Annotated in this window: 20 protein-coding genes, 1 tRNA gene and 1 riboswitch; of the genes, 17 read left to right on the forward strand and 4 right to left on the reverse strand. The window is 42.7% G+C overall.

The features are described 5' to 3' along the window. The first annotated feature begins 3 nt into the window (after positions 1-3). The 17 genes from PGU50_RS15320 to PGU50_RS15400 all read left to right on the forward strand — a co-directional run bounded on the left by PGU50_RS15320 (position 4) and on the right by PGU50_RS15400 (position 21,278). Positions 4-74, forward strand: a tRNA-Cys gene (locus PGU50_RS15320). Between the two features lie 272 nt (positions 75-346). Continuing rightward, positions 347-430: riboswitch (cyclic di-GMP riboswitch) on the forward strand. 149 nt (positions 431-579) lie between these two features. After that, positions 580-2,229 (forward strand): sensor domain-containing diguanylate cyclase, encoded by a 1,650-nt coding sequence (locus PGU50_RS15325; RefSeq protein ID WP_270247344.1) that lies wholly within the window; start codon positions 580-582, stop codon positions 2,227-2,229. A 19-nt stretch (positions 2,230-2,248) separates the two neighbouring features. Further along, complete coding sequence (locus PGU50_RS15330) at positions 2,249-4,180, forward strand: GGDEF domain-containing protein (RefSeq protein ID WP_270247345.1); 1,932 nt, start codon at positions 2,249-2,251, stop codon at positions 4,178-4,180. A gap of 69 nt (positions 4,181-4,249) precedes the next feature. Beyond that, complete coding sequence (iadA, locus tag PGU50_RS15335) at positions 4,250-5,395, forward strand: beta-aspartyl-peptidase (protein WP_270247346.1); 1,146 nt, start codon at positions 4,250-4,252, stop codon at positions 5,393-5,395. Between the two features lie 106 nt (positions 5,396-5,501). Continuing rightward, positions 5,502-5,984, forward strand: coding sequence for a LeuD/DmdB family oxidoreductase small subunit (locus PGU50_RS15340; RefSeq protein ID WP_044998914.1), 483 nt, complete (start codon positions 5,502-5,504; stop codon positions 5,982-5,984). A 3-nt stretch (positions 5,985-5,987) separates the two neighbouring features. After that, positions 5,988-7,238 (forward strand): 3-isopropylmalate dehydratase large subunit, encoded by a 1,251-nt coding sequence (locus PGU50_RS15345; protein ID WP_055249408.1) that lies wholly within the window; start codon positions 5,988-5,990, stop codon positions 7,236-7,238. Positions 7,239-7,271: 33 nt separating this feature from the next. Next, entirely contained in the window at positions 7,272-7,763 is a 492-nt protein-coding gene (locus PGU50_RS15350; protein ID WP_008371705.1) for a LeuD/DmdB family oxidoreductase small subunit, read from the forward strand. Between the two features lie 17 nt (positions 7,764-7,780). Continuing rightward, complete coding sequence (locus tag PGU50_RS15355; RefSeq protein ID WP_055157887.1) at positions 7,781-9,025, forward strand: 3-isopropylmalate dehydratase large subunit; 1,245 nt, start codon at positions 7,781-7,783, stop codon at positions 9,023-9,025. Positions 9,026-9,036: 11 nt separating this feature from the next. Beyond that, complete coding sequence (locus PGU50_RS15360) at positions 9,037-9,915, forward strand: NAD(P)-dependent oxidoreductase (RefSeq protein WP_022220458.1); 879 nt, start codon at positions 9,037-9,039, stop codon at positions 9,913-9,915. Positions 9,916-10,427: 512 nt separating this feature from the next. Further along, positions 10,428-11,819, forward strand: a complete 1,392-nt coding sequence (asnS, locus tag PGU50_RS15365) for an asparagine--tRNA ligase (protein WP_270247347.1) — start codon at positions 10,428-10,430, stop codon at positions 11,817-11,819. Between the two features lie 110 nt (positions 11,820-11,929). Further along, positions 11,930-12,619, forward strand: a complete 690-nt coding sequence (vanR, locus tag PGU50_RS15370; RefSeq protein WP_008371692.1) for a VanR-ABDEGLN family response regulator transcription factor — start codon at positions 11,930-11,932, stop codon at positions 12,617-12,619. Next, positions 12,609-13,838 carry a sensor histidine kinase gene (locus PGU50_RS15375; protein ID WP_117836170.1) on the forward strand — a complete coding sequence of 410 codons (1,230 nt, stop codon included), beginning with the start codon at positions 12,609-12,611 and terminating at the stop codon, positions 13,836-13,838. The genes vanR and PGU50_RS15375 overlap by 11 nt, the downstream gene beginning before the upstream one ends. Continuing rightward, the gene (locus PGU50_RS15380) at positions 13,744-14,805 is read left to right on the forward strand and encodes a metallophosphoesterase family protein (RefSeq protein WP_195368745.1); all 1,062 of its coding nucleotides are present in this window, start codon (positions 13,744-13,746) and stop codon (positions 14,803-14,805) included. Before PGU50_RS15375 ends, PGU50_RS15380 begins: the two co-directional genes overlap by 95 nt. Further along, positions 14,802-16,355: an ATP-binding protein gene (locus tag PGU50_RS15385; protein ID WP_270247348.1), complete on the forward strand. Its 1,554-nt coding sequence runs from the start codon at positions 14,802-14,804 to the stop codon at positions 16,353-16,355. The genes PGU50_RS15380 and PGU50_RS15385 overlap by 4 nt, the downstream gene beginning before the upstream one ends. Positions 16,356-16,375: 20 nt before the next feature. After that, the gene (locus PGU50_RS15390) at positions 16,376-17,383 is read left to right on the forward strand and encodes a LacI family DNA-binding transcriptional regulator (RefSeq protein WP_117559018.1); all 1,008 of its coding nucleotides are present in this window, start codon (positions 16,376-16,378) and stop codon (positions 17,381-17,383) included. A 218-nt stretch (positions 17,384-17,601) separates the two neighbouring features. Continuing rightward, on the forward strand, positions 17,602-19,275 hold the full coding sequence (locus PGU50_RS15395) for a glycoside hydrolase family 13 protein (protein WP_117824501.1): 1,674 nt from the start codon (positions 17,602-17,604) through the stop codon (positions 19,273-19,275). 11 nt (positions 19,276-19,286) lie between these two features. Further along, positions 19,287-21,278 carry a glycoside hydrolase family 31 protein gene (locus PGU50_RS15400; protein WP_270247349.1) on the forward strand — a complete coding sequence of 664 codons (1,992 nt, stop codon included), beginning with the start codon at positions 19,287-19,289 and terminating at the stop codon, positions 21,276-21,278. Positions 21,279-21,369: 91 nt separating this feature from the next. Here PGU50_RS15400 and PGU50_RS15405 read toward each other — a convergent pair whose 3' ends face one another. The 4 genes from PGU50_RS15405 to murC form a co-directional block, all read right to left on the reverse strand. Continuing rightward, positions 21,370-22,557: a ribose-phosphate pyrophosphokinase gene (locus PGU50_RS15405; protein WP_270247350.1), complete on the reverse strand. Its 1,188-nt coding sequence runs from the start codon at positions 22,555-22,557 to the stop codon at positions 21,370-21,372. Then, positions 22,557-23,552, reverse strand: a complete 996-nt coding sequence (locus tag PGU50_RS15410; RefSeq protein ID WP_270247351.1) for an ATP-binding protein — start codon at positions 23,550-23,552, stop codon at positions 22,557-22,559. Before PGU50_RS15410 ends, PGU50_RS15405 begins: the two co-directional genes overlap by 1 nt. A gap of 14 nt (positions 23,553-23,566) precedes the next feature. Continuing rightward, a complete protein-coding gene (locus tag PGU50_RS15415; protein ID WP_270247352.1) occupies positions 23,567-24,667 on the reverse strand; it encodes a DnaD domain protein in 1,101 nt (366 codons plus the stop codon). A 121-nt stretch (positions 24,668-24,788) separates the two neighbouring features. Continuing rightward, the gene (gene murC / locus PGU50_RS15420) at positions 24,789-26,168 is read right to left on the reverse strand and encodes a UDP-N-acetylmuramate--L-alanine ligase (RefSeq protein ID WP_270247353.1); all 1,380 of its coding nucleotides are present in this window, start codon (positions 26,166-26,168) and stop codon (positions 24,789-24,791) included. Between the last annotated feature and the right edge of the window lie 47 nt (positions 26,169-26,215).

A 26,215-nucleotide genomic window follows, 5' to 3' on the forward strand; every position in this document is an offset into this window, starting at 1 on the left:
TCTGGCGCCATAGCCAAGTGGTAAGGCAAAGGTCTGCAACACCTCTATCACCAGTTCAAATCTGGTTGGCGCCTCTAGGAGAAATCTGGAAACAATTGTTTCCAGATTTTTTAGTATACAAATATAATATACCATATATAAAAATGCGGTATGTGAAGAATGTGCTTCCTACATCAAAAAATAACAGAAAATATATTGAAAATCAGCTTTCGGGAGCCATTGAGCAGATGGAAGAATATATCAGAAAGTATCCGATGTTTCTTGTTATGGATTATGTGTAAAACTATAGATTATTATAATAATTAAAATATTGTTTCGTCATCTTGAATATGCTATACTTGAATTATGTTTATAGGGGCAAAGCTGTTGAAAAACTGTGACGCAAAGCCAAAGGGACTAAGGCAGTACGCTATGTCAGCCGGTTGCAATAAGAAGATGCGGATAGGTTAATAGAGTAAGTGAAAAAAGCTATTCGGCTTAAATTTTAGTCACCTGCGTTATACAGGTGACTTTTTTACATAGGAAATTACATTTTCTATGTAGAAAAGCTTCCGGCAGAATGCATAGGAGATGAGGGAAATGAAAAAAGGAAAGAAATGGAAAAAAATTGAAGCATTCTGCATTATGCTCATTGTGACATTGTTGCTTATTTTTGTCAGAATACTGTATCAGCCGGGTACGGAGTCGGAAAGGGGCGAGTTGTACACCTTCAGCAATGGATGGTATCAGCTGAAGGATGGGAATAAGACGGAGCTCAAATTGCCGTGTTTTGTTACAGCGGATAAAGATGGGCAGATCATTCTTTACAATGATATGTTATCAGAGGCTGATAAGGGAAAAATCTTGTCGATCCGAGGAATACAGGATCAGCTGGAAGTCTGCATAGGAGACCGGCTTCTCTACCAATATAAGGATAACAGATTTGAAAAAAACAGGCAGATGAAAGGGAAAATATGGGCAGATATTTCTTTGCCGGAGAAAATCGGGCAGGAAGTGTTATCAATCAGCTATGAAACTAAAAAGAATGCCAGACTATATGTGTATGCCCCGATGATCGGAGAGTTTTGTTCTGTTTTCAGACAGCATCTGCTAGGATCGATTTTTTCGATACTGGTAGTTTTGGGAATGACCGGTCTCGGTCTCGTTTCGGTGATTGTCTTTTTCTATACCAGATACAGGCAGATTGTAGAAAAGAGATTTTTAAATGTAGCATTGTTTTTGCTTTTATGCAGTTTGTGGTGTATTCTGGATTCAGGAATTTACCAGATGTATGGCAGTCAGAGTGCAGCAGGAACGTTGGTATCCTTTTATGCGTTTATGACGATGTCTGTTCCTATGCTGCTATTTATACAAAATACAGTAAGTGAAAGTGTAAGATGGATACCGCAGGTTTGGATTTTTCTTCTTTATGCAAATGCTGTTTTACAGGGGATCCTGCATCTTCTGTTTAAGATTCCTTTTATACATATGTTATATATCACACATCTCTTATTGTTTACGGGGGTTGTGTCTATGATTCTTCTTTTGTGGAAAGAGTATCGGAAAACGCAGGAGAAGGAAGTAAATCTCTGTCTAAAGGCATTTGGTGTATTAGGGATAAGCGGTGTAATCGCACTGGTACTGTACTGGGTATTATCCATTTACTGGTATGAATCTATTTTCCAGTTTGGCATTCTTCTTTATATTGCTGTTTTGTTTTGGGGATTGCTTTGTAAAGTATCCAACAACATTCAGTTTTGCCTGGAACAGGAGGTTTATAGGAGAATGTCCTTGGAAGACCGGATGACAGATATGAAAAACCGGAAATCATTTGAGATGTATCTTGAAGAGATCCAGGAGGGTGCGATTTTACTTGAAAATGTATTATTGTTGTTTGTGAAAATTGCAGAACTGAAGAAGATTAATGATATATCTGGAAGACAGATGGGTGATGAAACGGTTATCCGAACGGCAAGAAGCATCCAGAGTGCAGAAAGGAGTGTTCTGGAACAGCAGGCAGTAAGTTTTCGTGTTGATGGTGGTGAGTTTGCGATTATCGTAAAAAACCCGCAAAAGACACCGGAAGAATGGGAGCATTTTATAAAAAAAGAGATGGAAGAAGAATGTGGAAACAGACAGCCTGTGCGGCTGAAGTTCGGGTATAGTTATCTGAGAGAAAAGAATGGTAGTCTTCTTTCATTCAGTGACTGGAAACAGCAGGCAGACGATATGCTTTGTTCAAATAAATAAAAACCGGCGGAGGATAAATATGACTTATAATATAGATTTTCTTATTGCGGCAATGGTTATATTGTTGCTGGTTTTATGGTATTTTCTGGGACAGAAAAGAGCAGAGGATCTGAATAATCAGGTATTCCTTTTTTTTGCCATCATCGGTATTTTAGATGTGGTTGCGGAACTTGCCAGTAATTATTATATTTCTTTTCCAGATAGTAATTGTGAAATTGCTGCAATGCTTGCAACAACGATCTTTTATCTGCTTCAGGCATTGCTGCCGTTTACGGTGATCTGTTATATTCAGACATTACATGATAATAAGATCATTTCGGCAAAAAAGATGTTTTTATCAGGTGTGCCGACATTCATTCTGATGGGGATGATTCTGACAAACCCGTTCACGGAAAAGCTGTTTTATTTTGATATACCGGCAGGCTATATGAAAGGTCCATGGTATATGCTGATGTATTACAGTGCACTTTGTCATATGGCAGCAGCCTTGATCCTTATTGTCATATGGCGGAAAAAACTGGGCTATCAAAAAGTGAAGAGTCTGCTGGAAATCCTGTTGATATCCGGTGCGGGAGTGGTGATCCAGCTTTTATATCATCCGCTTCTTACAACAGGGTTTGGTATGAGTCTGGGAATTCTGGTACTATTTATTACGATCAACAATCCTCATGCAAATATCGATACACTTACCGGATTATACAATCATCTGTATCTGGTCAGAAAAAGCAATGAGCTGATCAGTGCGGAAAAATCATTTCACATTATTACGGTGTATCTTTATCAATTGAGGCACATTAATAAAATCGCAGGGGTACAGGGCGGTAATTCAATCTTAAAGCTGACAGCAAGAAAACTTGGTGAGATGTGCGGGAAAAAAGCATTTCGTACAACGGGAAAGCGTTTTATGATACTTACCGGTTCACTTGAAGAATATGAATATTATCTTACGCAGCTGAAGAGAATGTTTGATGGGAACAGTAAGCTGAATGTCAACAATAAAATTATTACGGTGCCTGTGATCATAAGCGGGATCATGAATGCGCAGAAACTTGGAGACAGTGGGCTTATTCTGGAATATGCAGAATATCTGGAAGCTTTATCTGCGAAAAGTGGTCTGACAGAGGTGATACAGGATGATCATCAGACGATGAATGGTTTTCTGTATAATAAACGGGTGGAGCAGTATCTGCATAAGGCGATTACAGAGGATCTGTTTGAAATTTACTATCAGCCGGTTTATTCTACACGGAAAAAATGCTTTATCACATTGGAAGCACTAAGTCGCCTTCAGCATCCGGAGCTTGGCTGGATCGCACCGGATGTATTTATTCAGATCGCAGAAAAGAATCACATGATCGAACAGATCACAGATTTACAGTTTAGCCGTGTCTGCAGATTTTTGGGAGAAAACCGGTATCTGATGGAGCATCTTCTGAATGTAAAAGTGAACCTGTCTTCTCTGGATCTGATGAGAAATGACTGTAGCAGACATTTTATCCGGATTATGGATGCTTATAAGATTCCACATAACTGGATACAGTTTGAGATCACGGAAACGGTTGCGACTGAATACAATGCAGGTCTGAGAAGAGTTGCGGAGGAATTTACGGCCGCTGGCATCGGTTTTTGTCTGGATGATTTTGGTTCCGGATATGCAAATCTGAATACGGTAATGAGGCTTCCGTTTTCTGTGATCAAGGTTGACAGATCTCTGCTTTTTGATATCTGTAGGGATGAGAAACGGGCAATTTTCTATGAAAGCGTTGTAGAAACATTTCATAAAATGAATTATCATATCGTTTCCGAAGGAGTGGAAACACAGGAAGAAATGGAACAGATCAGCAGCTGGGGAGTCGATATGATCCAGGGCTATTATTTTTCCAAGCCGCTTCCTGAAAAAGAGCTTTTGGAATTGCTGAAGAAGCAGGATAATATAGAAAGAGAAAATTAAGAGGCAATTCATCAGGCAGACAAATTAATGTATGAAAATAAAAGAATGTCATAAAGAGGAGAAAAGAAAATGTTACTTATTAAAAATGCAAAAGTTTATGCACCGGAGTATGTTGGAAAAAAGGATCTTTTAGTATGTGGGGGAAAAATTGAATGTATTGAAGATAAGATCGAGGATTTTCCGATCGCATGTGAAGTTATTGATGCAGAGGAAAGAATTCTTACACCGGGGTTTATTGATCAGCATGTTCATGTTACCGGAGGTGGTGGGGAAGGAAGCTTTCATACCCGTACACCGGAACTTCAGCTGTCAGAACTGGTAAAAGGCGGAATTACAACGGTTGTAGGACTTCTTGGAACGGACGGACTTACAAGGAGTGTTGAAAATCTTTACGCAAAAGTACAGGCTTTATGCGAAGAAGGGGTAAGTGCGTATATGCTTACCGGTGCATATGGATATCCAAGTCCGACTATTACCGGAGAGATAGATCGGGATATTATGTTTGTTGAAAAAGTACTTGGCGTGAAACTTGCCATTTCAGATCATCGGGCACCGAATGTGACGGAAAGTGAACTGATCCAGCTTGCGAGCAAGACCAGAACGGCAGGTATGTTAAGCGGAAAACCTGGAATCGTGGTGCTGCATATGGGAGATGCAGATGCTGGATTGTCGCCGGTGTTTGAAGCTTTGGAAAAGAGTATGATTCCGATCAAGATTTTCCGTCCGACTCATGTGAACCGCAGAAAAGGTCTTCTGGAAGAGGGGTATCAGTTGCTTGAAAAGGGTGGATACATCGATCTCACCTGTGGCATCAGTGAGGACTTTTGTCCGGGCGGATGTATTTTAGAAGCAAAAGAAAAGGGAATCCCGACAGAGCATATTACCATCAGCTCCGACGGACACGGAAGCTGGTCAAAATACAGAGAAGACGGAAGCCTGTTGGAAATCGGTGTTTCCTCAGTAGATGCGCTGCGGGAAGAACTTCTGTATATGGTACATGAGCTTGATATGAAGCTGGAAGATGCACTTCCATATATGACATCACATGTAGCGGAGGCACTGGGATTGCAGGGTAAGAAAGGGACAATACAAAAAGGAGCCGATGCAGATCTGCTTTTGTGGGACAATGACCTGAAGCTTGACAGTTATATTGCAGGTGGAAAAATCTTTATGCAAAAAGAAAAAATCATTTGCAAGGGAACCTATGAAAAATAGGAATTGAATAAAGTACAACGTTAGCCTGTTAAAATATTCCCTTGCGGAAATGCCGGAAAAGCCTTAAAATAAAGGAATCATGTGTATACAGAAAGGAATATGCTTTATGGAAAAAGGGACTATTTTTAAATTTCATAACGATCTGGATACAGACCAGATCATCGCATCCCAGTATCTGTTGCTGCCGAATCTTGAGGAGATGAAGAGCCACGCATTTGAATCTCTGGATCCGGATTTTGCACAGAAGGTAAAACCGGGAGATTTCGTGGTTGGAGGAGAGAACTTTGGATGTGGATCTTCCAGAGAGCAGGCTCCGGGTGTGTTAAAAGCGTTAGGTGTAAAAGCTGTTATCGCAAAATCATTTGCAAGAATTTTTTATAGAAATGCTATCAATATCGGACTTCCTGCTATCGTCTGTAAAGACCTTCCGGATGAAGTAAAGACCGGAGATCAGATGGAGCTTCATATGCTGGAAGGAACCGCTGAGGCAAATGGAAAGGTTTATTCCTGCACAAAACTGCCGGAATATATGCAGAATATTTTGAATCAGGGCGGACTTATTGCGTCTCTGAACCGTGAGGAGGAATAGACGATGGGAATGACAATTGCTGAAAAGATCATTGCAGCGGCAGCCGGTGTGGAAAGCGTAAAGCCGGGTGACATCCATACAGTAGAACTGGATCGTCTGATGAGTAATGACGGAACTACACATCTTACCGTTGATATGTATAATAATAAATTAAAAAATCCACATATTGCAGATACAAGCAAGCTGGTATTTATCGTAGATCATAACGTACCGTCTGACTGTCCAAAGACAGCCGCATCCCAGAAGAAGATGCGTGATTTTGCAAAGGCAAACCACATTGATTTCTGGGAAGGGAAAGGTGTATGCCACCAGATTATGATGGAAAATTATGTTCGTCCGGGAGAACTGATCTTTGGTGCAGACAGCCATACCTGTTCTTACGGTGCACTTGGTGCATTCGGAACCGGTGTTGGATGTACAGACTTCCTTTACGGTATGGTAACAGGAACTTCCTGGGTAATGGTACCGGAGACTGTGAAATTCAACCTGGTTGGAAAGCTGCCGGAAGGTGTATATGCGAGAGATCTGATCCTCACCATCATCGGTGAAGTCGGAGCCAACGGATGTAACTATCAGGTGATGGAATTTACCGGAGAGGGCGCGAAGACTCTGACAATCAGTGACCGTATCGCACTTTGCAATATGGCAGTAGAAGCCGGAGCTAAGACCGGTATTTTTGAAGTTGATGATGTGGCAATGGAATATTTAAAAGAGCATGGACGCGAGCCAAAGGCTGTATATCACAGCGATCCGGATGCGCATTATGTAAGAGAATATACATTTGACTTATCCAAGGTAGAGCCGGTTGTTGCAAAACCGGATTTTGTAGACAATCTTGCGCCGGCAAAAGACGTGCGCGGTATCAAGATTGATGAGGCATTCCTTGGATCCTGCAACAACGGACGTATCGAAGATCTCCGTGTAGGCGCACAGGTTATCAAAGGAAAGAAAGTATCTGAAAAAGTAAGATTCCTTGTTGTTCCGGCAAGTCAGACTATTTACAGACAGGCTCTGGAAGAAGGACTGATCGACATCTTCATGGATGCAGGTGCGATCGTGATGAACCCGAACTGTAGTGTATGCTGGGGAAGCTGCCAGGGCGTAATCGGTGAAAATGAAGTCCTGATCAGTACAGGAACCCGCAATTTTAAGGGACGTGCAGGACATCCGAGTTCCAAGGTATATCTTGGATCGGCTGCAACCGTTACAGCATCTGCCATTGCCGGAGAAATTGCACTGGCAAGTGATGTGTAAGAGACGAAATTACGTTTGACGAGGTGACATAAGATGGATAAATTTACAGGACGTGTATGGGTTCTTGGAGATGACATTGATACCGATATCATCATTCCAACTGAATACCTTGCACTCAAGACAATCGATGATATGAAGCAGTATGGCTTTTCTCCTCTTCGTCCGGAACTTGCCGGACAGATCCAGAAGGGGGATATCATTGTAGCAGGAAAGAACTTTGGTTGCGGTTCGTCAAGAGAACAGGCACCGGAGATCATCAAGGCAATGGGTGTGCAGTGTGTGATCGCCAAATCATTTGCAAGGATCTTTTTCCGTAATTCGATCAACAACGGACTTCTTCTGATTGAACAGCCGGATCTTTATGATGATATGAAAGAGGGCGACGAGATCACGGTAGTGATGAATGAGCATGTGGATTATAATGGCAAGGAATATCCGATTGCTTCTCTGCCGGAGAATCTGATGAGCATTATTCAGGCTGGCGGTCTGGTAAAAGCCATGCGCAAGCTGAATGGACTGGATTAACCGGAAAGGAGAAGAAAATGGGCGAGACGATTATTGAAAAAATTATCAGACACAATACAGGAAAAGCCGTAAAGCCGGGAGACATTGTGACAGTTAACGTTGACCGCGTGATGATCCATGATATTTTCATCCCCTTTGTGGCAGAAAAATTTGAAGAAATGGGATTTACGAAACTGCATGATCCGGACAAGGTTGTTCTGATCTATGATCATCTGGTTCCGGCAAGTCAGCAGGATGATACCAGACATTTTCGTACCGGAGATGCATTTGCAGATAAATACGGACTTACACATGTACACAGAAGTGATGGAATCTGTCATCAGCTTATGACAGAAGCAGGTTATGTTAAACCGGGAGATATTGCATTCGGGACCGACAGCCATACCACAACTTATGGATGTGTTGGAGCATTCTCATCCGGTATCGGTTATACCGAGATGGCAAGTATCCTTGGAACCGGAACGATGTGGATCAAGGTGCCGGAGACGATCAAAGTTGTGATCGATGGTGAACTTCCGGAAAATGTCATGTCAAAGGATATCATCTTACGACTGATCGGTGATTTGAGAGCAGACGGTGCGACTTACAGAGCACTTGAATTTGCCGGAAGCACCATTGAAAATATGACAGTTGCAAGTCGTATGACAATGGCAAACATGGCAATCGAAGCAGGAGCAAAATGCGCACTTTTCACACCGGATGAGAAAACTGCCGAGTATTGCAATATTGAATTAAATGATTATCAGAAGAGTCTGGTTGGTGATCCGGATGCAACTTATATGAGAACGATCACTTATAAAGCAGAGGACTTTGTACCGGTTATGGCCCTTCCGTCACAGGTTGACAAAATCAGAAATGTATCCGAGGTAGAAGGAACCGAGATCGATCAGGTATTTATCGGCTCTTGCACAAACGGACGTCTGGAGGATCTTCAGGCAGCAGCAGAAGTGTTAAAGGGCAAAAAAGTTGCGGATTTTGTAAAACTGATCGTGACTCCGGCGAGCCGTAAGATCTACAAACAGGCAGCAGATATGGGAATCCTTACGACTTTATCTGAGGCAGGTGCGATCATTACCCATCCAGGTTGCGGACTTTGCTGTGGACGTACCGGAGGAATTCTGTCAGACGGAGAACGTGTGGTTGCAACCAACAACCGTAACTTCCTTGGACGTATGGGAACTTCTAAGGTCGAGATTTATCTGGCATCTCCGAAAACAGCGGCAAGCTGCGCGGTGGCAGGAAAGATTGTAAGTCCAAAGTAGAGGAGTTCACTATGAAAAAAATTGGATTTATCGGTGTTGGCATCATGGGAAAATCCATGGTGCGCAACCTTATGAAAACAGGATATGAACTGCATATTTACGCAAGAACAAAAGCGAAAGTCGATGATGTGATTAGCGAGGGTGCAATTTTCCATGAATCTATCAAAGAATGTGTACCTGGATGTGATGCAGTGATCACCATCGTTGGTTTTCCGAGAGATGTGGAAGAGGTTTACTTCGATGAAGGCGGTATTCTGGAAAATGCAGATCCGGGAACCTATCTGATTGATATGACAACTACAAGCCCGATGCTTGCAGAAAAGATTTCAAAAGAGGGCACAGAAAAAGGATTCCATGTGCTGGATGCGCCTGTAACAGGTGGGGATACCGGAGCAAAAAACGCTACATTATCCATCCTTGTCGGCGGCGAGAAAGAAGATTATGAAGCTTGTATGGAGCTTTTCAAAGCAATGGGAACAAACATCAATTATCAGGGAAAAGCCGGATGTGGACAGCATGCAAAGCTTGCTAATCAGATTATGATCGCCGGTGCCTTAAGTGGTGTATGTGAGGCCTTTTCCTATGCGCAGGCCAAAGGACTGGATCTGAATGTCCTTTTTGATTCGGTCTCTACCGGGGCAGCAGGAAGCAAACAGTTGGATGCTTTCGGACCGAAGATCATTGCCGGAGATTATGCACCTGGATTCTTTATGAAGCATTTCATCAAGGATATGAAGCTTGCGCTGACTGAGGCGAATATGAGCGGACTGAGTCTTGAGGTGCTGAGTCTGGTACTGTCAAATTATGAAGAGTTGGCACAGGAAGGGCTTGGAGATCTTGGGACACAGGCGCTGATCAAGTATTATGATGTGCAGGATGTAGAAGAATAATTGTATGTGATTTAGGGAGCTGTTTTGCAGCTCCCTGATATTTTGTGTTTCATAAACAGTAACGAGAAAACCCACTGATCTTTCGACCAGCGGGTTTTCTTGTGCTTTTATTTAATTTCTAAAGGAATGAGAGTAAAGTGCGGCAATCGGGGTAACCCGATTGCGCTTACTTTATGAGGGGGGGAGATAGTTGTTTATCAACTATCTGACTCTTAGTATACAGATAAATTGTGTTCAAAATATGTCTATATCATAAAAGAAAAAGAAAATTTCTTAAGGAAAAATGAACTATCGATTAAGGAATATTGATTAGAGTACAATAAAAAAATCATTGCGAAAGTACTTTCAAATGTAATCAGATTCTTTTTACATCGTTGCAACTGCGGTAGTTTAATGGTATACTGGACATATTGCAAAAGTAAAAAATGGCAGCAGAAGCTGTCGGCAATGCTTACAAGGCTCATTGGGGTTATGTGAAATATATAAGAGAGTAATACGGAGGAACAGAACAGATGGATTTGGTAACAGTAAGAGAATTATACAGAAACAGAGAGGAATATCTGGATAAAGAAGTGACCATCGGGGGATGGGTGCGCAGTATCCGTGATTCTAAGACATTTGGATTTATCGTTGTAAATGATGGATCTTTCTTTGAAAACCTTCAGGTAGTATATCATGATAATATGGAGAACTTTGGCGAAATTTCCAAGCTGAATGTTGGTGCGGCAATCATTGTAAAAGGAACACTCGTTGCAACACCACAGGCAAAGCAGCCATTTGAGATCCAGGCAACAGAGGTTACAGTAGAAGGTGCGTCTGCACCGGATTACCCGCTTCAGAAAAAGCGCCACAGCTTTGAGTATTTAAGAAGTATCGCACATCTCCGCCCGAGAACTAATACTTTCCAGGCAGTATTCAGAGTTCGTTCCCTGACCGCATATGCGATCCACAAATTTTTTCAGGAGAGAGGATTTGTATATGTACACACACCGCTGATCACAGGAAGTGACTGCGAGGGTGCAGGAGAAATGTTCCAGGTAACAACACTGGATATGAACAATGTGCCGAAAAATGCAGACGGAACTGTTGATTATTCCAAAGATTTCTTTGGAAAAGAGACAAACCTTACCGTAAGCGGACAGCTGAACGGTGAAACTTATGCACAGGCATTCCGCAACATTTACACATTCGGACCGACATTCCGTGCGGAGAATTCCAACACCACACGTCATGCCGCCGAGTTCTGGATGATCGAGCCGGAAATCGCATTTGCAGATCTGGAAGATGACATGATCCTTGCAGAAAACATGCTGAAATATGTTATCCGCTACGTGATGGAAAACGCTCCGGAAGAGATGAATTTCTTCAATTCTTTCGTAGACAAAGGACTGATCGACCGTCTGAACAACGTTGTAAATTCTGATTTCGCAAGAGTTACTTACACAGAAGCAATCGAAATCCTTGAAAAGCACAATGACAAATTTGAATACAAAGTATCATGGGGAGCAGATCTGCAGACAGAGCATGAACGTTATCTGACAGAAGAGATCTACAAACGTCCGGTATTCGTTACCGATTATCCGAAGGAGATCAAAGCTTTTTACATGAAGATGAATGATGATAACAAGACCGTAGCAGCAGTTGACTGTCTGGTTCCTGGAATCGGTGAGATCATCGGAGGAAGCCAGAGAGAGGACGACTACGATAAGCTTGTTGCAAGAATGAAAGAGCTTGGACTTAAGGAAGAAGATTACGGATTCTATCTGGATCTGAGAAAGTACGGATCTACAAGACATGCAGGATTCGGACTTGGATTTGAGAGATGCATCATGTATCTTACAGGAATGTCCAACATTCGTGACGTAATTCCGTTCCCAAGAACTGTGAATAACTGCGAACTGTAAAAAAGAAGAATGAAGAAAAAGGGGACCGGGAACTGCATCAAAAGGGTGTGTTTTCCGGTCCGCTGTTTTATAACGCAAATCTTTCTATATACGGAAAGGAAAAGTGAAATATGAATATTTTAGTTGTAGATGATGAAAAAGAAATTGCGGATGTCGTAGAATTATATCTGCAAAATGAATACCATGTTTTGAAATTTTACACAGGGCAGGAAGCATTGGAATGTATTGAGAAGACAAATGTGGATCTGGCGATCCTGGATGTGATGCTGCCGGATATTGACGGTTTCACGATTCTGAGAAAGATCCGTGAGAAATACACATTTCCGGTGATTATGTTGACCGCGAAGACGGAGTACCGGGACAAGATCACCGGGCTTACGATGGGGGCTGACGACTATATTCCGAAACCATTCAACCCGCTGGAGCTGGTAGCGAGAGTGAAAGCACAGATGCGCAGATACACGCAGTACAACGATGGTAAGAAAAGTGATTCTGAGAATATCATTGATTTTGCAGGACTCTTGTTAAATAAAGAATCCCATGAATGCATCTATAATGAGCAGTCTCTTCCGCTGACACCGACGGAATTTGAGATTCTGTGGATTCTTTGTGAGAATCGCGGAAAGGTGATCAGCTCACAAAGATTATTTGAAGAGGTCTGGCATGAAGAGTATCTGAAGAACAGCAACAATACGGTGATGGTACATATCCGGCATCTGCGTGAGAAATTGAGTAAACCGACTGGAAAATCAGATCTTATCAAGACTGTCTGGGGAGTGGGATACAAAATTGAAGAATAATTACAGAAAATTAAAACTGAGCATATTGCTTCAGACGGTTTTTATTACGGCCCTGACGGTGCTGGTTGGCAGATTTATTCTGGAGTATTTTATCGATGGTATTTATAATGACAGCTTTGCCAATGGCTTTTTGCGAATATTGGAAGCTTTTCATGTGAGTGAAGAGACCGCAACATCTTTGTATTGGCAGTGGATCGGCAATAATAAAGTGTTCTTTATGATCCTCGGTTTTTTACTTTTATTTTCGTTGTTTTTTTATGTGGCACTTTCAAAAATGACGCGTTATCTGGAACAGGTAGAAGATGGGATTGAAAATATTATTTCAGCGTCTGACCAGCCAATCCGGTTGATTACGGAGTTAAAACCAATCGAGGATCGTCTCAATGAGATTAAAGAGACATTAAGGAGCCAGGAGGAAGAGGCAGAAAAGCTTGAGCAGAGGAAAAATGATGTCCTGCTTTTTCTGGCACATGATTTAAAAACACCGCTTACTTCTGTGGTGGCGTATCTGAGTATGCTGGATTCTCATCCGGAGATGCCGGCAGAGGAGCGCGCCAAATATACGCAGATATCTCTGGAGAAGGCGAATCGACTTGGGGATCTTTTGAAAGAGTTTTTTGAAAGTATAAAGTTGAATCTGCAGGATATTGAACTGGATAAGGTGGATATTGATCTGACCATGATGCTGGAACAGATTGCAGACGAACTCTATGGGGTACTTCAGGAGAAGATGCTGACCTGCAAGGTGGAAGCAGAGGAAGAGATCCTGATCGAGGGAGATCCGGATAAGCTTGCCAGGGTTTTTGATAATATTCTGCGAAATGCCATAGCATACTGCCGGGAGAAAAGTGTGCTTCTGATCCAGGCTGCCAAGGAGGAGAACCAGGTAAGAATCTGTTTTGAAAATGAAGGAGATACGATACCGGAAGAGAGCCTGAAGAGGATCTTTGATAAATTTTATCGCGCGGATGCGTCGAGATCCAGCAGTACCGGAGGAGCAGGACTGGGGCTTGCCATTGCAAAAGAGATTGTAGAGCTGCACAAGGGACAGATCATTGCCGAGAGCAGTGGGGGAAAGACACGTTTTATCGTGACACTTCCCCTTAAAGGAGGAGTAGAAAGTAATGAAATTCATACACACAGCGGACATTCATCTGGGGGCAGAGCCGGACGCAGGAAGTTCTTACACCGCAAAGCGACCGGAAGAACTGTGGAATAGCTTTGAGCGTCTTTTAAATATCTGTGAAGAAGAACAGACAGATCTTCTTCTGATCGCAGGGGATCTGTTTCACAGACAGCCGCTTTTAAGAGAGCTGAAGGAACTGGATTATTTATTTTCCAGACTGACACATACACAGGTCGTGCTGATGGCGGGCAACCATGATTACCTGAAAAGTACGTCCTATTACCGGAATTATAAATGGCAGGGACCGGTGCACATGTTTTTGTCTCAGAAACCTGCCTGTATGGAATTTAAAGAGCTTGGAGTCCGCATATACGGACTCAGCTATGAGGAACGGGAGATCACAGAACCGCTTTATGAGAAAATCCTTCCGGAAAAAAGAGGAATAGCCTCCATCCTTCTGGCCCATGGCGGCGATGAAAAGCATATCCCGTTCCGAAAGAACGAATTACTGAAGCTGGGATATGATTATATTGCTCTTGGGCACATTCATCTTCCGGCAGAGCTTGCAAAGGACCGGATGTATTACGCAGGATCCCTGGAGCCTACAGATAAAAATGACACCGGGAAGCATGGTTATATCAAAGGGGAGATTAAAAATGGAAGAACCCGGACGGAATTTATTCCTTTTGCATCCAGAGAATATGTGCATATGGAAGTAGAAGCAGGAAGAGAGATGACCGGACGGGAAATGAAAGAAAAAATTTCCCTTGCCATACGGGAAAGAGGTATACAGAACATTTATAAAATCATTCTGCGGGGATTTCGGGATCCGGATATGATCTATGATACCGACCGGATGGATTCCTATGGAAATATTGTCGAAATTCTGGATGAAACAAAGCCGGCATATGATTATGAAAAGTTGAAAAAACAAAATGCAGGAAATCTTCTGGGCTGGTATATAGAAAGTTTTGCAGAAGCAAAGGATGACAGTGTGGAGGCAATTGCATTGGCTGAGGGAGTACAGGCCATGCTGGAGGCAAAGGGGAGCAAATTATGAAGATAACAGAACTGATCCTGAAGAATTTCGGTAAGTTCACGAATAAGCAGATCCTGCTTGCGGATGGGATCAATATTATTTACGGAGAAAACGAATCGGGAAAAACAACGCTGCATACCTTTCTGAAGGGAATGCTTTTTGGAATGGAAAGAAAGCGCGGGCGTGCCGCCGCAACAGATACATTCCGTACCTATGAGCCTTGGGAGAATCCAAACTTTTATGCGGGAATCCTGCGGTTTACCTGTGGCGGTCGAAAATTCCTGCTGGAGCGAAATTTCGATCGGTATGCGAAAGGCGGCTCTCTGATCTGTGAAGATGATGGAGAAGAATTGTCACTTGAGCATGGGGATCTGGAAGTTCTGTTAGGTGGTATGACAGAAAGTGATTATGAAAATACAGTTTCGATAGGACAGCTCCGGGTACAGACCGGAGAAATACTGGCGGCGGAGCTGAAGAATTATGCGGCAAATTATTATGCAACCGGGAACAGCGAGATTGACCTCGAAGGGGCGCTTGCCCTTTTAAAAGAGCGGAAGAAAGAGCTGGAAAAAGAAGAACGTGAAAAGAGACAGCTGATCAGCGAAAAGAAAGAGCGGGCAGAGATGGAGGCATCCTATGTCTGGCGGGATCTGCATCAGTTAGAAAATGAAGCGGAACAGCTGAAAAGAAGCTGTGAAGAGAAACGCAGAGAATGGGAAAGCTGGGTAAATGAAGATAAAAAGCGGAAGAAACGGGAAGAGGCAGCAGGATATTTTGCCGGGTGGAGGATTCATCCACTGGAGGCAGTGAGTATGCTGGGGGCATTTTTTGTGACTTTTCTGCTTTTTCATAAGCCGTGGAATTTTCTTGTGGCAATCGTGGTGGCACTGGCTGAAGGACTGTATGTCTGGAATTGTCTGAAAGATGGAAAGAAGAAAAAGAAAGCCAGATTACAGGAGATAAAAGAACAGGGCATTTCTTTCAAGGCAGATTATGAGAGGCAGAAAGGAAAGCTTGCAAAAGTACAGGAAACCTATCATGAAAAAGAAGTGTTGTATGAAAATCTGCAGGAACGAGTCGGCGAGTTCGATGAGATGAACAGTGAAGAGATAGAGCGATTAAAAAACAAGCAGGGTGTTGAACTTGCTATGGAACAGTTGACCAGACTTGCCGCACAGATGCAGAGCCGGACAAGCGATCTTATGAATACAGAAGTATCTGCAGTCATGGATGCCATCACAGATGGAAAATATAACAGACTCTGGGTAGACGAAAATCTGCATGTGCAGCTTATGAGTAATGGGAAAAAGATATCCATGGATCAGGTGAGCCGGGGAACCCTGGAGCAGATCTATTTTGCAATCCGGATGGCGGCTACAAAAATTCTCCACGAGGAAGAATGCCCGATAATCCTGGATGATGCATTTGGCTATTATGATGACAGGAGACTTATCCAGACACTTCGCTGGCTGAAAGACAGTAAGCGGCAGGTGATCATATTCAGCTGCCAGAAGAGAGAGATGGAAATGCTGGAAAAGATGGGGTGTGGATATCATAAGATAATGTTGTAAAGAAAGAGGAGGAAGATTTTATGATTCGACTTCAGGATATTGCAGAAATGGCAGGTGTCAGCCGTACTACGGTATCTAATGTTATAAATGGCAATACCAAAAGAGTTTCCCAGAAAACGATTGATAAAATCACGACTATTCTTAAAGAACAGAACTATGTTCCGCATATGGGTTCCGTGATGCTTTCCGGCCATGGTTCCAGAATTATAGGTGTAGTACTCGGATTTTCTTATGCCCATGGTATGCAGTCACTTCAGGATCCATTTGTGGGAGAACTGATCGGAACGATTCAGATGGAAACGGAAGAAAATGGATATTATGTTATGCTTATTGGCGGTGAAAGTATTCAGAATGTAGTGGATATTGCCTCAAAATGGAATGTAGAGGGATTGCTTATCCTTGGCTACAATGAAGAACAGTATCGCAGGCTTTCGCGCAGATTAAACAAGAAAATGATTCTGATCGATGCTTATCCGGAAGGTGCTTATACCTTCCAGAATGTCGGTATAGATGATTATTCGGGAGGGTATCAGATCGGAGAATACCTGTATTCCTGTGGATATAAGAAAGCATTGTTTGTTGCGGAAACGGAGAGAGACAGTGATTACTATCGGTGGATGGGATTCAAACAGGCGATGGAAAAATCGGGGGGATTCTGCAGTCGCTCCCGATATATAATTATTCCGAGTGAAAAAAGATTGCGTCTCAGAAAATACAGAGAGCTTCTCCCACGTTTTTTAGAAGCAAAAGCACTTGCGTTTTCCTCAGATTATAATGCGATGGAAGCGATAAATTTCTTTTTTGATGAAGGCATCATGGTTCCAGATCAGATTTCTGTTACAGGATATGATGACAGTGTCTACGCAAGTATGGTTCGACCGAAACTGACAACGGTTCATCAGGATGTTCCGCAAAAGGCGCATGTGGCGCTGAAACGTCTGCTGAAATTAATTCAGGGAGAGACACTGGACGAATTAAATATAAAAAATCCAGTCTATCTGGTAAAGAGGGATTCTGTCAGGGAATGACAGGATCCTTTTTTCAACTTTGCATGTATACAGGTAAGCCGGTGGAATGGTCTGGTTGTTTTTGTGCAGACTGTATAAAAACAGGAAATAAACTTTGTTGTCTTTTATAGTTTCGCGAGAAACCTCTTGATTTTGCTAAGATGTATGGGGTATCATGAATAGTGTTATTACAGGAGCGGTTAAATAATACTAAACAATTATAAACGAGGAGATTTGGCATGGAGAAAAAATGGTGGAAAGAAAGTGTAGTATATCAGATATATCCAAAGAGTTTTAAAGACAGTAACGGTGATGGTGTGGGAGATATCAGAGGAATCATACAGAAACTGGATTACCTCAAAGAACTTGGGGTAAATGTATTGTGGATTTCTCCGATGCTGGAATCACCTCAGGACGATAATGGTTACGATATTTCTGATTACCGCAGAATTTATGAAGAATATGGAACGATGGAGGATTACGAGGAATTGTTGTGTGAAGCACACAAAAGATCCATCAGGATTCTGATGGATCTCGTAGTCAACCATACTTCAGATGAACATAACTGGTTTATTGAAAGCAGAAAATCAAAAGATAATCCATATCGTGATTATTATATCTGGAAAGATCCGGTAAACGGAAAAGAACCTAATAACTGGGGCGGAGTATTTGGCGGTTCTGCATGGGAATATGATCCGCAAACTCAGATGTATTATCTGCATCTGTTTTCAAAAAAACAGCCGGATCTCAATTGGGAAAATGAAAAAGTACGCCAGGAAGTTTATGACATGATGAAATTCTGGTGTGAAAAAGGAATCGATGGCTTCCGAATGGATGTTATCAGTATGATTTCCAAAGATCAGAGATTTCCGAACGGAGAAATGAATAACGGTCTTTATGGAGACTTTGGACCATATTGTGTACATGGTCCAAGAATCCACGAATTCCTTCAGGAAATGAATCAAAAAGTTCTTTCAAAATATGATATCATGACAGTCGGTGAGACCGCAGGAGTCACAATAGAAGAAGCACAGAAATATGCGGGTGATGACCGAAATGAATTGAACATGGTATTCCAATTCGAGCATGTGGAGAGTGGATGCGGAGATTATGGAAAGTGGACAACTGCAAAATATGACTTCAAAGAGTTCAAAAATATTATGATCAAATGGCAGGAAGAACTTCAGGGTAAGGCGTGGAACAGTTTGTTTTTAGGTAATCATGATCAACCGAGAAGTGTCAGCCGTTTTGGAAATGACAATCCGGTATACAGAGAAACCTCCGCAAAAATGCTGGCGACCTGTATTCATATGATGCAGGGAACGCCATATGTATATCAGGGTGAAGAGCTTGGTATGACAAACATTTACTTTGACAAACTGGAAGATTACCGTGATATTGAAAGTATTAATTACTTTGAAGAGTTTACGGAATCAGGTCTTATGACTCCGGAACACATGATGAAATGTCTGATGCTGAGAAGCCGTGACAATGCGAGAACTCCGATGCAGTGGGACGACAGTAAACAGGCTGGATTCACAGAGGGCGAGCCGTGGATCAAAGTGAATCCGAACTACAAGAAGATCAATGCAGCACAGCAGCTTGAAGATCCGGATTCTGTTTTCCACTACTATCAGAAACTGATCCGATTGCGTAAAGAAAAAGACATTATTGTTTATGGTGAATTTGAACCTCTTTACCGTGAGGATGAACAGATTTTTGCGTACACAAGAAAACAGGATCAGGAAAAGCTTCTGACTGTCTGCAACTTCAGCGATAAGAATGCAGAAGTAGAAGTGCCGGAAGAATTTAAAGGCGCAGAGTGTCTGATCACAAACCTTGGAAGAAAAGAATTTGAAGGAAAAATTGTTCTGAATCCATATGAAGCATTTGTACTATATTATAAACACTAGGTGGTAAAGAAATGATTAGAAAATATAGATATGGAACTCCGTTTGATACGGAGGCACTGACTGAAAAGATTGAAACAACTAAGGGCGTTCTCCCGTATGGAGAGGTCAGTCAGGAGGAAGGATTTGTTTTTACTTATATCATGGATGAAGATGACATTGTCTATGGTCTGGGTGAAGCCAATCGTGGAATCAACAAGAGAGGGTACTGTTATATCAGTAATTGTACAGATGATCCGGTACACACAGAGGACAAGCGTTCTTTGTACGGAGCGCACAACTTCATTATTGTGAGCGGAAAGAGGACGTTCGGATTGTTTTTTGATTATCCGTCAAAACTGACCTTTGATATTGGATATGACAGAGAGGATACCCTCAGGGTATCTTGCGAAAATCCTGATCTGGATATTTATGTGATCGAAGGAGAGAATGCTTACGATATCGTAAAACAGTTCCGCCATGTGATTGGGCGCAGCTATATCCCACCGAAGTTTGCCTTTGGTTTCGGACAGAGCCGCTGGGGTTATACGACGAAAGAAGATTTCCGTACTGTCGCAAAAGGATATCGGGAGAATCATATTCCGATCGACATGATTTACATGGATATTGACTATATGCAGTCATTTAAAGATTTCACAGTGAGTGAAGAGAATTTCCCGGATTTTCCGGAATTTGTACAGGAAATGAATGACCAGAGTATTCGCCTGATTCCGATCATTGATGCCGGTGTCAAGGTTGAGCCGGGATATGAGATTTACGAGGAAGGTGTCAAAAACAACTATTTCTGCAAGAGAGAAGACGGAAGTGATTTTGTTGCAGCTGTATGGCCGGGAGATACCCATTTTCCGGATATGCTGAATCCGGAAGCCAGAAAATGGTTCGGGGACAAATATCGTTTTCTGATCGAACAGGGAATAGAAGGTTTCTGGAATGATATGAACGAGCCTGCGATCTTTTATTCTTCCGAAGGCCTTGCAGAGGCAAAAGAACTTGCCGGAGAGTTTGCAAAGGATACCGAAGGCAAGATCCATTCCTGGGAAATGCAGGACAAGATGCTCAGTATTGCAAATAATCCGGAAGACTATAAAAGATTTTATCACAATGTGGATGGCAAAAAGATCCGCCATGACAAAGTACATAATCTTTTTGGCTATAATATGACAAGAGCGGCCGGAGAAGCATTTGAACGCATTGACCCGGAAAAACGTTTTCTGATGTTTTCCAGATCTTCTTACATCGGAATGCATCGTTATGGAGGAATCTGGACCGGAGATAATAAATCCTGGTGGTCACATATCCTTCTTAACCTGAAGATGCTGCCGTCTCTGAACATGTGTGGTTTCCTGTATACAGGTGCTGACCTTGGAGGTTTTGGTGCTGATACAACAAGAGAATTGCTGCTACGTTTTCTCGCACTTGGTGTATTTACACCATTGATGCGTAATCATTCGGCGACGGGAACAAGAGAGCAGGAGTGTTATCAATTCGAAAATATCGAGGATTTCCGTGCTGTCATTAACACCAGATATCGTCTTGTGCCGTATCTGTACAGCGAGTACATGAAAGCTGCGCTGAGTGATGACATGTATTTTAAGCCGTTAGGGTTTGTTTATCCGGATGACAAGAGAGCAATCCGAGTAGAGGATCAGCTGATGCTCGGAAACGAGATTATGATTGCTCCGGTTTACGAGCAGAACGCAAGAGGCCGTTATGTTTATCTGCCGGAAGAAATGAAATTTGTCAAGTTCCTGCCGGATGGAAGCATTTCGGAAGAGATTCTCGCGAAAGGTATCCATTATGTAGATGTGGCATCAAATGAAGTACCGCTCTTCATTCGAAATGGTAAATGTATCCCGGTTGCAGAAGCGGCAGAGTGTGTGAAGGATATTGATACCGAACATCTGCAGCTTATCGGATATAAAAACAGCAGTTATACCATGTATGAGGATGATGGAATCTGCAAAGATTACGATAAGAAAGAAAATTACCGAGTATTCACAAATTAACGTTTAAGAGTAAAAAAATACTGCTTAGATATCAAAATGATATTCAAGCAGTATTTTTTGTCATATAGCGGAAAAATTTCGCTCGTATAAATTAATCGATCGCTTCCCCTTTTTTATATTTCTCAACTACATTCTGGATACGTTCGCTTGGATCAAGGATGCTGCTGATAGAAGCATCATGGTTCAGTGTATCGATCACCAGTGCGATGTACTTGCTCATGTCGCAGTTGATGTAGTAAGGACGGCTGAGCAGTTCCGGTGTCTGATAGATCAGGTTTGTTGTGAGGATTCCGTTGATCAGTCCTTCTTCGTAAGCCTGGTCGAATTTTTCCATACCGTTTGTGAAAAGTCCGAAGGTTGCAGCAGCGTAGATACGTTTTGCTTTACGCATCTTGAGCTGGCGTGCTACATCGAGGATACTGTCACCTGATGAAATCATATCATCGAGGATGATTACGTCTTTTCCTTCTACGGAAGAGCCAAGGAATTCGTGTGCTACGATCGGGTTACGTCCGTCTATGATGGTTGTGTAGTCACGGCGTTTGTAGAACATACCCATGTCGAGTCCGAGTACGTTGGCAAAGTAGATTGCACGTCCGGTTGCACCTTCATCCGGGCTGATCGCCATCATATGGTCAGCATCGATCTGAAGATCCGGTACATGCTTTAAAAGTCCTTTTACGAACTGGTAAGTCGGACGGATCGTCTCAAATCCGTTCAGCGGGATCGCATTCTGGACACGTGGGTCGTGTGCATCGAAAGTGATGATATTGTCAACACCCATGCGGACAAGCTCCTGCAGACCAAGTGCACAGTCCAGTGATTCACGGCCGCTTCTCTTGTGCTGGCGGCTTTCATACAGGAAAGGCATGATGACGTTCAGACGACGTGCTTTTCCTCCTACAGCGGCGATGACACGCTTCAGGTTCTGGAAATGGTCGTCCGGTGACATATGGTTGGTATTGCCGCTGAGCGAATAAGTCAGGCTGTAGTTGCAGACATCGACCATCAGATAAAGGTCTTTTCCTCGTACAGACTCATTGATAATACCTTTGGCTTCACCAGATCCAAAACGCGGTACCTTTGCGTTGATCAGATAGTTCGGCTTTTCGTAGCCGTTGAAAACAAGATTGTCTTTCTGGAAACGAGTCTCTTCCTTTCTCCATTTTACGAGATAGTCATTGACTTTATTTCCCATCTCTTCACAGCCGTCTACAGCAATAATGCCGAGAGAGCCAACTGGAATATTATCCAGAATTCGTTCACTTCGATGTAACATCAGTGTTCCTCCCTGTACATAAGTTTCTTTTGAATGCGGATATCATCACCGGCAAGGCGAAGTATCTTATAATGGTTGCTTATCCGGGAAAATGTACGTTCTGTATAGTTCGTCTTGATTTCCTCCAGAGTAAGATTAGTAGAAATGATCGTGGATTTCCTATTCAGGATCCGATCATTTAAACACACAAAAAGCTGAGAAACGACAAAGTCTGTATTTCGTTCGGTTCCCAGGTCATCAATGATCAGCAGATCACACTGGTGGATCTGCTCATATAAAAGACAGCTCTCATCATTCCTGGTCAGTGCTTTTTCAAGGAGCGCATCGAAAAATTCAGAGGCAGTCAGGTAAAGAACGGAATGCAGAGAATCCATTACTTCTTTTGCAATGCAGTGACTGAGAAATGTCTTCCCAATACCAGTATTCCCAAAAAGGAGCAGATTACCATGTTCGGTATCAAAATTGTGGATGAAATTCATACATTCCTGATAAGCCCGCGTTGCAAGCTCGCGGGAATTCTGACCGGAAAGCCGGTCTCTATAATTGGATGAATAATAATCAAAATTAAAATGTTCAAAATTTTCCTGTTCGAGAAGCCCTTTTAAGTTGGACTGGGTGTAGAACAGATCAATGATCGCTTTTAAAAAGCAATGGCACTTTTTCGTGCCGACATAGCCGGTATCCTGACAGTCCGGACATTCAAAATGCTGTTCCAGATAGTCTTCCGGGAATCCGGCGTCGGAAAGGAGTCGGCGGCGTCTGTCAGAAAGAGACCGGATATCTTCCTTCAAAGAAGTGAGGGCAGTGTCATCGCCTGCGAGCAGCTTTTTCGCCTGATCAAGACTGGCAGAAGAAATAGAGGCATCAATCGATGCAAGCTCCGGAACCTTCTGGCAGGCATGCTCGTAGTGAAGATTCGCGAGGTCGCGGCTCTTCGCTCTTTTTTCTTCATATACGCGCATCAGCGCATTGTATTGTGAATTAGTTAACGGCACAGTGTTCCCCTTTCTTAGTTACTGCGTAATAATTTTTTGGTAAGCTCGTCCATATTGTAAGAACGTTCTTCAAAATTACGGAATTTGGAAGGCTGCTGGGCAGAAGGTGTATGGTTTTGCCCCGAAGGAGTTTTCCTCCGGTCTTTTTCCTGCTCAAAGGCAGAATCAAGACGCTCAACATCTGCCAGTGTACGAACGTTGCCCGTCTTCCAGTTTTCGAGAATCTTGTCAGTATATTCAAAACTTGGCTGGTGAATCGCACTGATGGTGCGGTTGCATGCTTCCAGAATGAGATCCAGTTCGAAATTCCCATCCTCCAGCCATTTGCGGATATAATCCAGTTCGGCAGATGCAGGTCCCCGCCCTTTGATGCCAAATGCATTCAGGATAGAATAGCAGGTTTTGTTGTAAAATGCAGAGGAATTACGTGCCTGATCGACGGTTGTAATATGTTCATCTGCCCATGAAAGTGCTACTTTCTGAATGTAATGCATGCTCTTATGTCCGTTCTCCACACAGTATTCGATCAGATACTCGATCAGGTCTGCGGAAAAACCAAGGGAATCATAAAAGTAGGTAATCGTATCAACATCGGTACGGGATAAGGTTTTGCCAAGATATTGTTCAGCAATAAAAAGAATCTGCTTTAATTCTCTTCTTGCAGCAAGGGAACGTCTTGATGCAGGAAGATTCTGACCGGCAGCTTTGTCTGAAACAGTGGTATTTCCATCAGACTGCGCGACCGGAGATTTTTCATGAACGGAAGCAGACTGTGCGGAAGGTGTATGGAAAGCCGCTTTGACAGGTGTCTGATGAGTTGGTGCTTTTCCGATACAGATTCCGGCGAGTTCATTTGTTTCGTCATATTCGAGAGAAAGAATTCCTTCTTTTTCCCAGTATTTGAGTGCGCGCAGGATATCGCCTTCGGTATTCTCCAGAAGGTCTGCCATCTGCGGGATATCCGGAAGCTGCTCCGGGATATTCTGATAACGGAGAAGAAGAAGATAGACTTTTACATATTCTCCGTTCGCAGATACCATATAATGATCGATAAAGTCATTCTCCACGATCGTTATGTTATTGTGGGAATGATTGCGCAAAATAAGTGCACTCATAATTTCCGCTTCCTTTCTTTTCTGACTTTGTTCATTATAACATCATCCCAGATTGTAAAAAAGAATTTTCTGACGGAAATTTTTGTTATTACAAATAAAATTTCGCAAATATTGGAGAAAATCAGGCTTTTAACAGGTCTTCCCCAATGGTTACAACATCTCCGGCACCCATTGTGATCAGAAGATCGCCAGGCTGGCAATGGGTGGTGACGAACTCTTCGATGGCTGCAAAGCTTGGCAGATAAGTTGCGTCGCATCCATGTTCTTTGACTGCATCTGCAAGCTGTGCGGAAGAGATGCCTAAAGTATCTGTCTCACGCGCTGCATAGATGTCAGCAAGGATTACATGGTCTGCATGTGCGAGTGCTTCAGCAAATTCTGAGAATAATGCTTTTGTACGGGTATAAGTATGTGGCTGGAAAATACACCACAGTTTTTTATGTGGATAATGTGCAGCACTTTTCAGCGTTGCAGCAATCTCTGTCGGATGGTGTGCGTAATCATCAATGATGGTCACTCCGCCGACTTCACCTTTGTATTCAAAACGGCGGTCTGTTCCGTGGAAGGAAGCAAGACCTGTCTGGATCGTCTCCGCAGGAACACCAAGAATATCGGCAACTGCGATTGCCGCAAGTGCGTTATATACGTTGTGCTCACCGCCGACTGCAAGAACGAGATGTGCAACATTCTGTCCGTTTTTTACGACATCGAAAGAGGCATTGCCCTGTTCGTTATAAGTAATATTGGCTGCACTGTAATCCAGGGAAGCTTCTTTGCCAAAAGTGATAACACGACAGGAAAGATCGGAGGTGATCTCTTCAATTTTATCAATATCTCCGTTGATGACGAGAGTTCCGTTTTCCGGAAGAAGCTTAGCAAAAAGGTGGAAAGAATTACGGATATCGTCCAGGTCTTTAAAAAAGTCCAGGTGATCCGCATCCACATTCAGAATAATACCGATTTTCGGGAAAAAGTGCAGGAAACTGTTGGTATATTCGCATGCTTCCGTAATAAAAAGGTCAGGTCCGCCGACACGGATATTGCCTTCGATCGCTTTCAGGATACCGCCGACAGAGATTGTCGGGTCCAGGTCTGTTGCAAGAGCAATATGAGAAAGCATAGAGGTTGTGGTTGTCTTACCGTGTGTACCGGATATAGCAACCGGTGTCTTATAGTTAGTCATAAGCTGACCGAGTAATTCTGCTCTGGATAACATCGGAAGATTCTGACGCTTTGCTTCTGCAAATTCTTCGTTGTCTTCGTGGATCGCTGCGGTATAAACTACAAGGTCGATACCGTCTATAATATTGGAAGCTTTCTGACCGTAAAATACGGTTGCACCATTCTGAGACAGATGATCCGTAAGTGCCGATTCTTTGTTATCGGATCCGGATACTGTGAAGCCTTCTTCAAGAAGGATCTCAGCGAGTCCACTCATACTGATGCCGCCAATTCCGATGAAGTGGATATGGCAAGGCTGATTAAAATCAATTTTATACATAATGACACTTCCTGTTCTGTGAATTTGTTTCATAGTATTTGACTTAC

Source organism: Coprococcus sp. AM11-30B (assembly GCF_027674365.1).
GTDB classification, from domain to species: Bacteria; Bacillota; Clostridia; order Lachnospirales; family Lachnospiraceae; genus Allocoprococcus; species Allocoprococcus comes.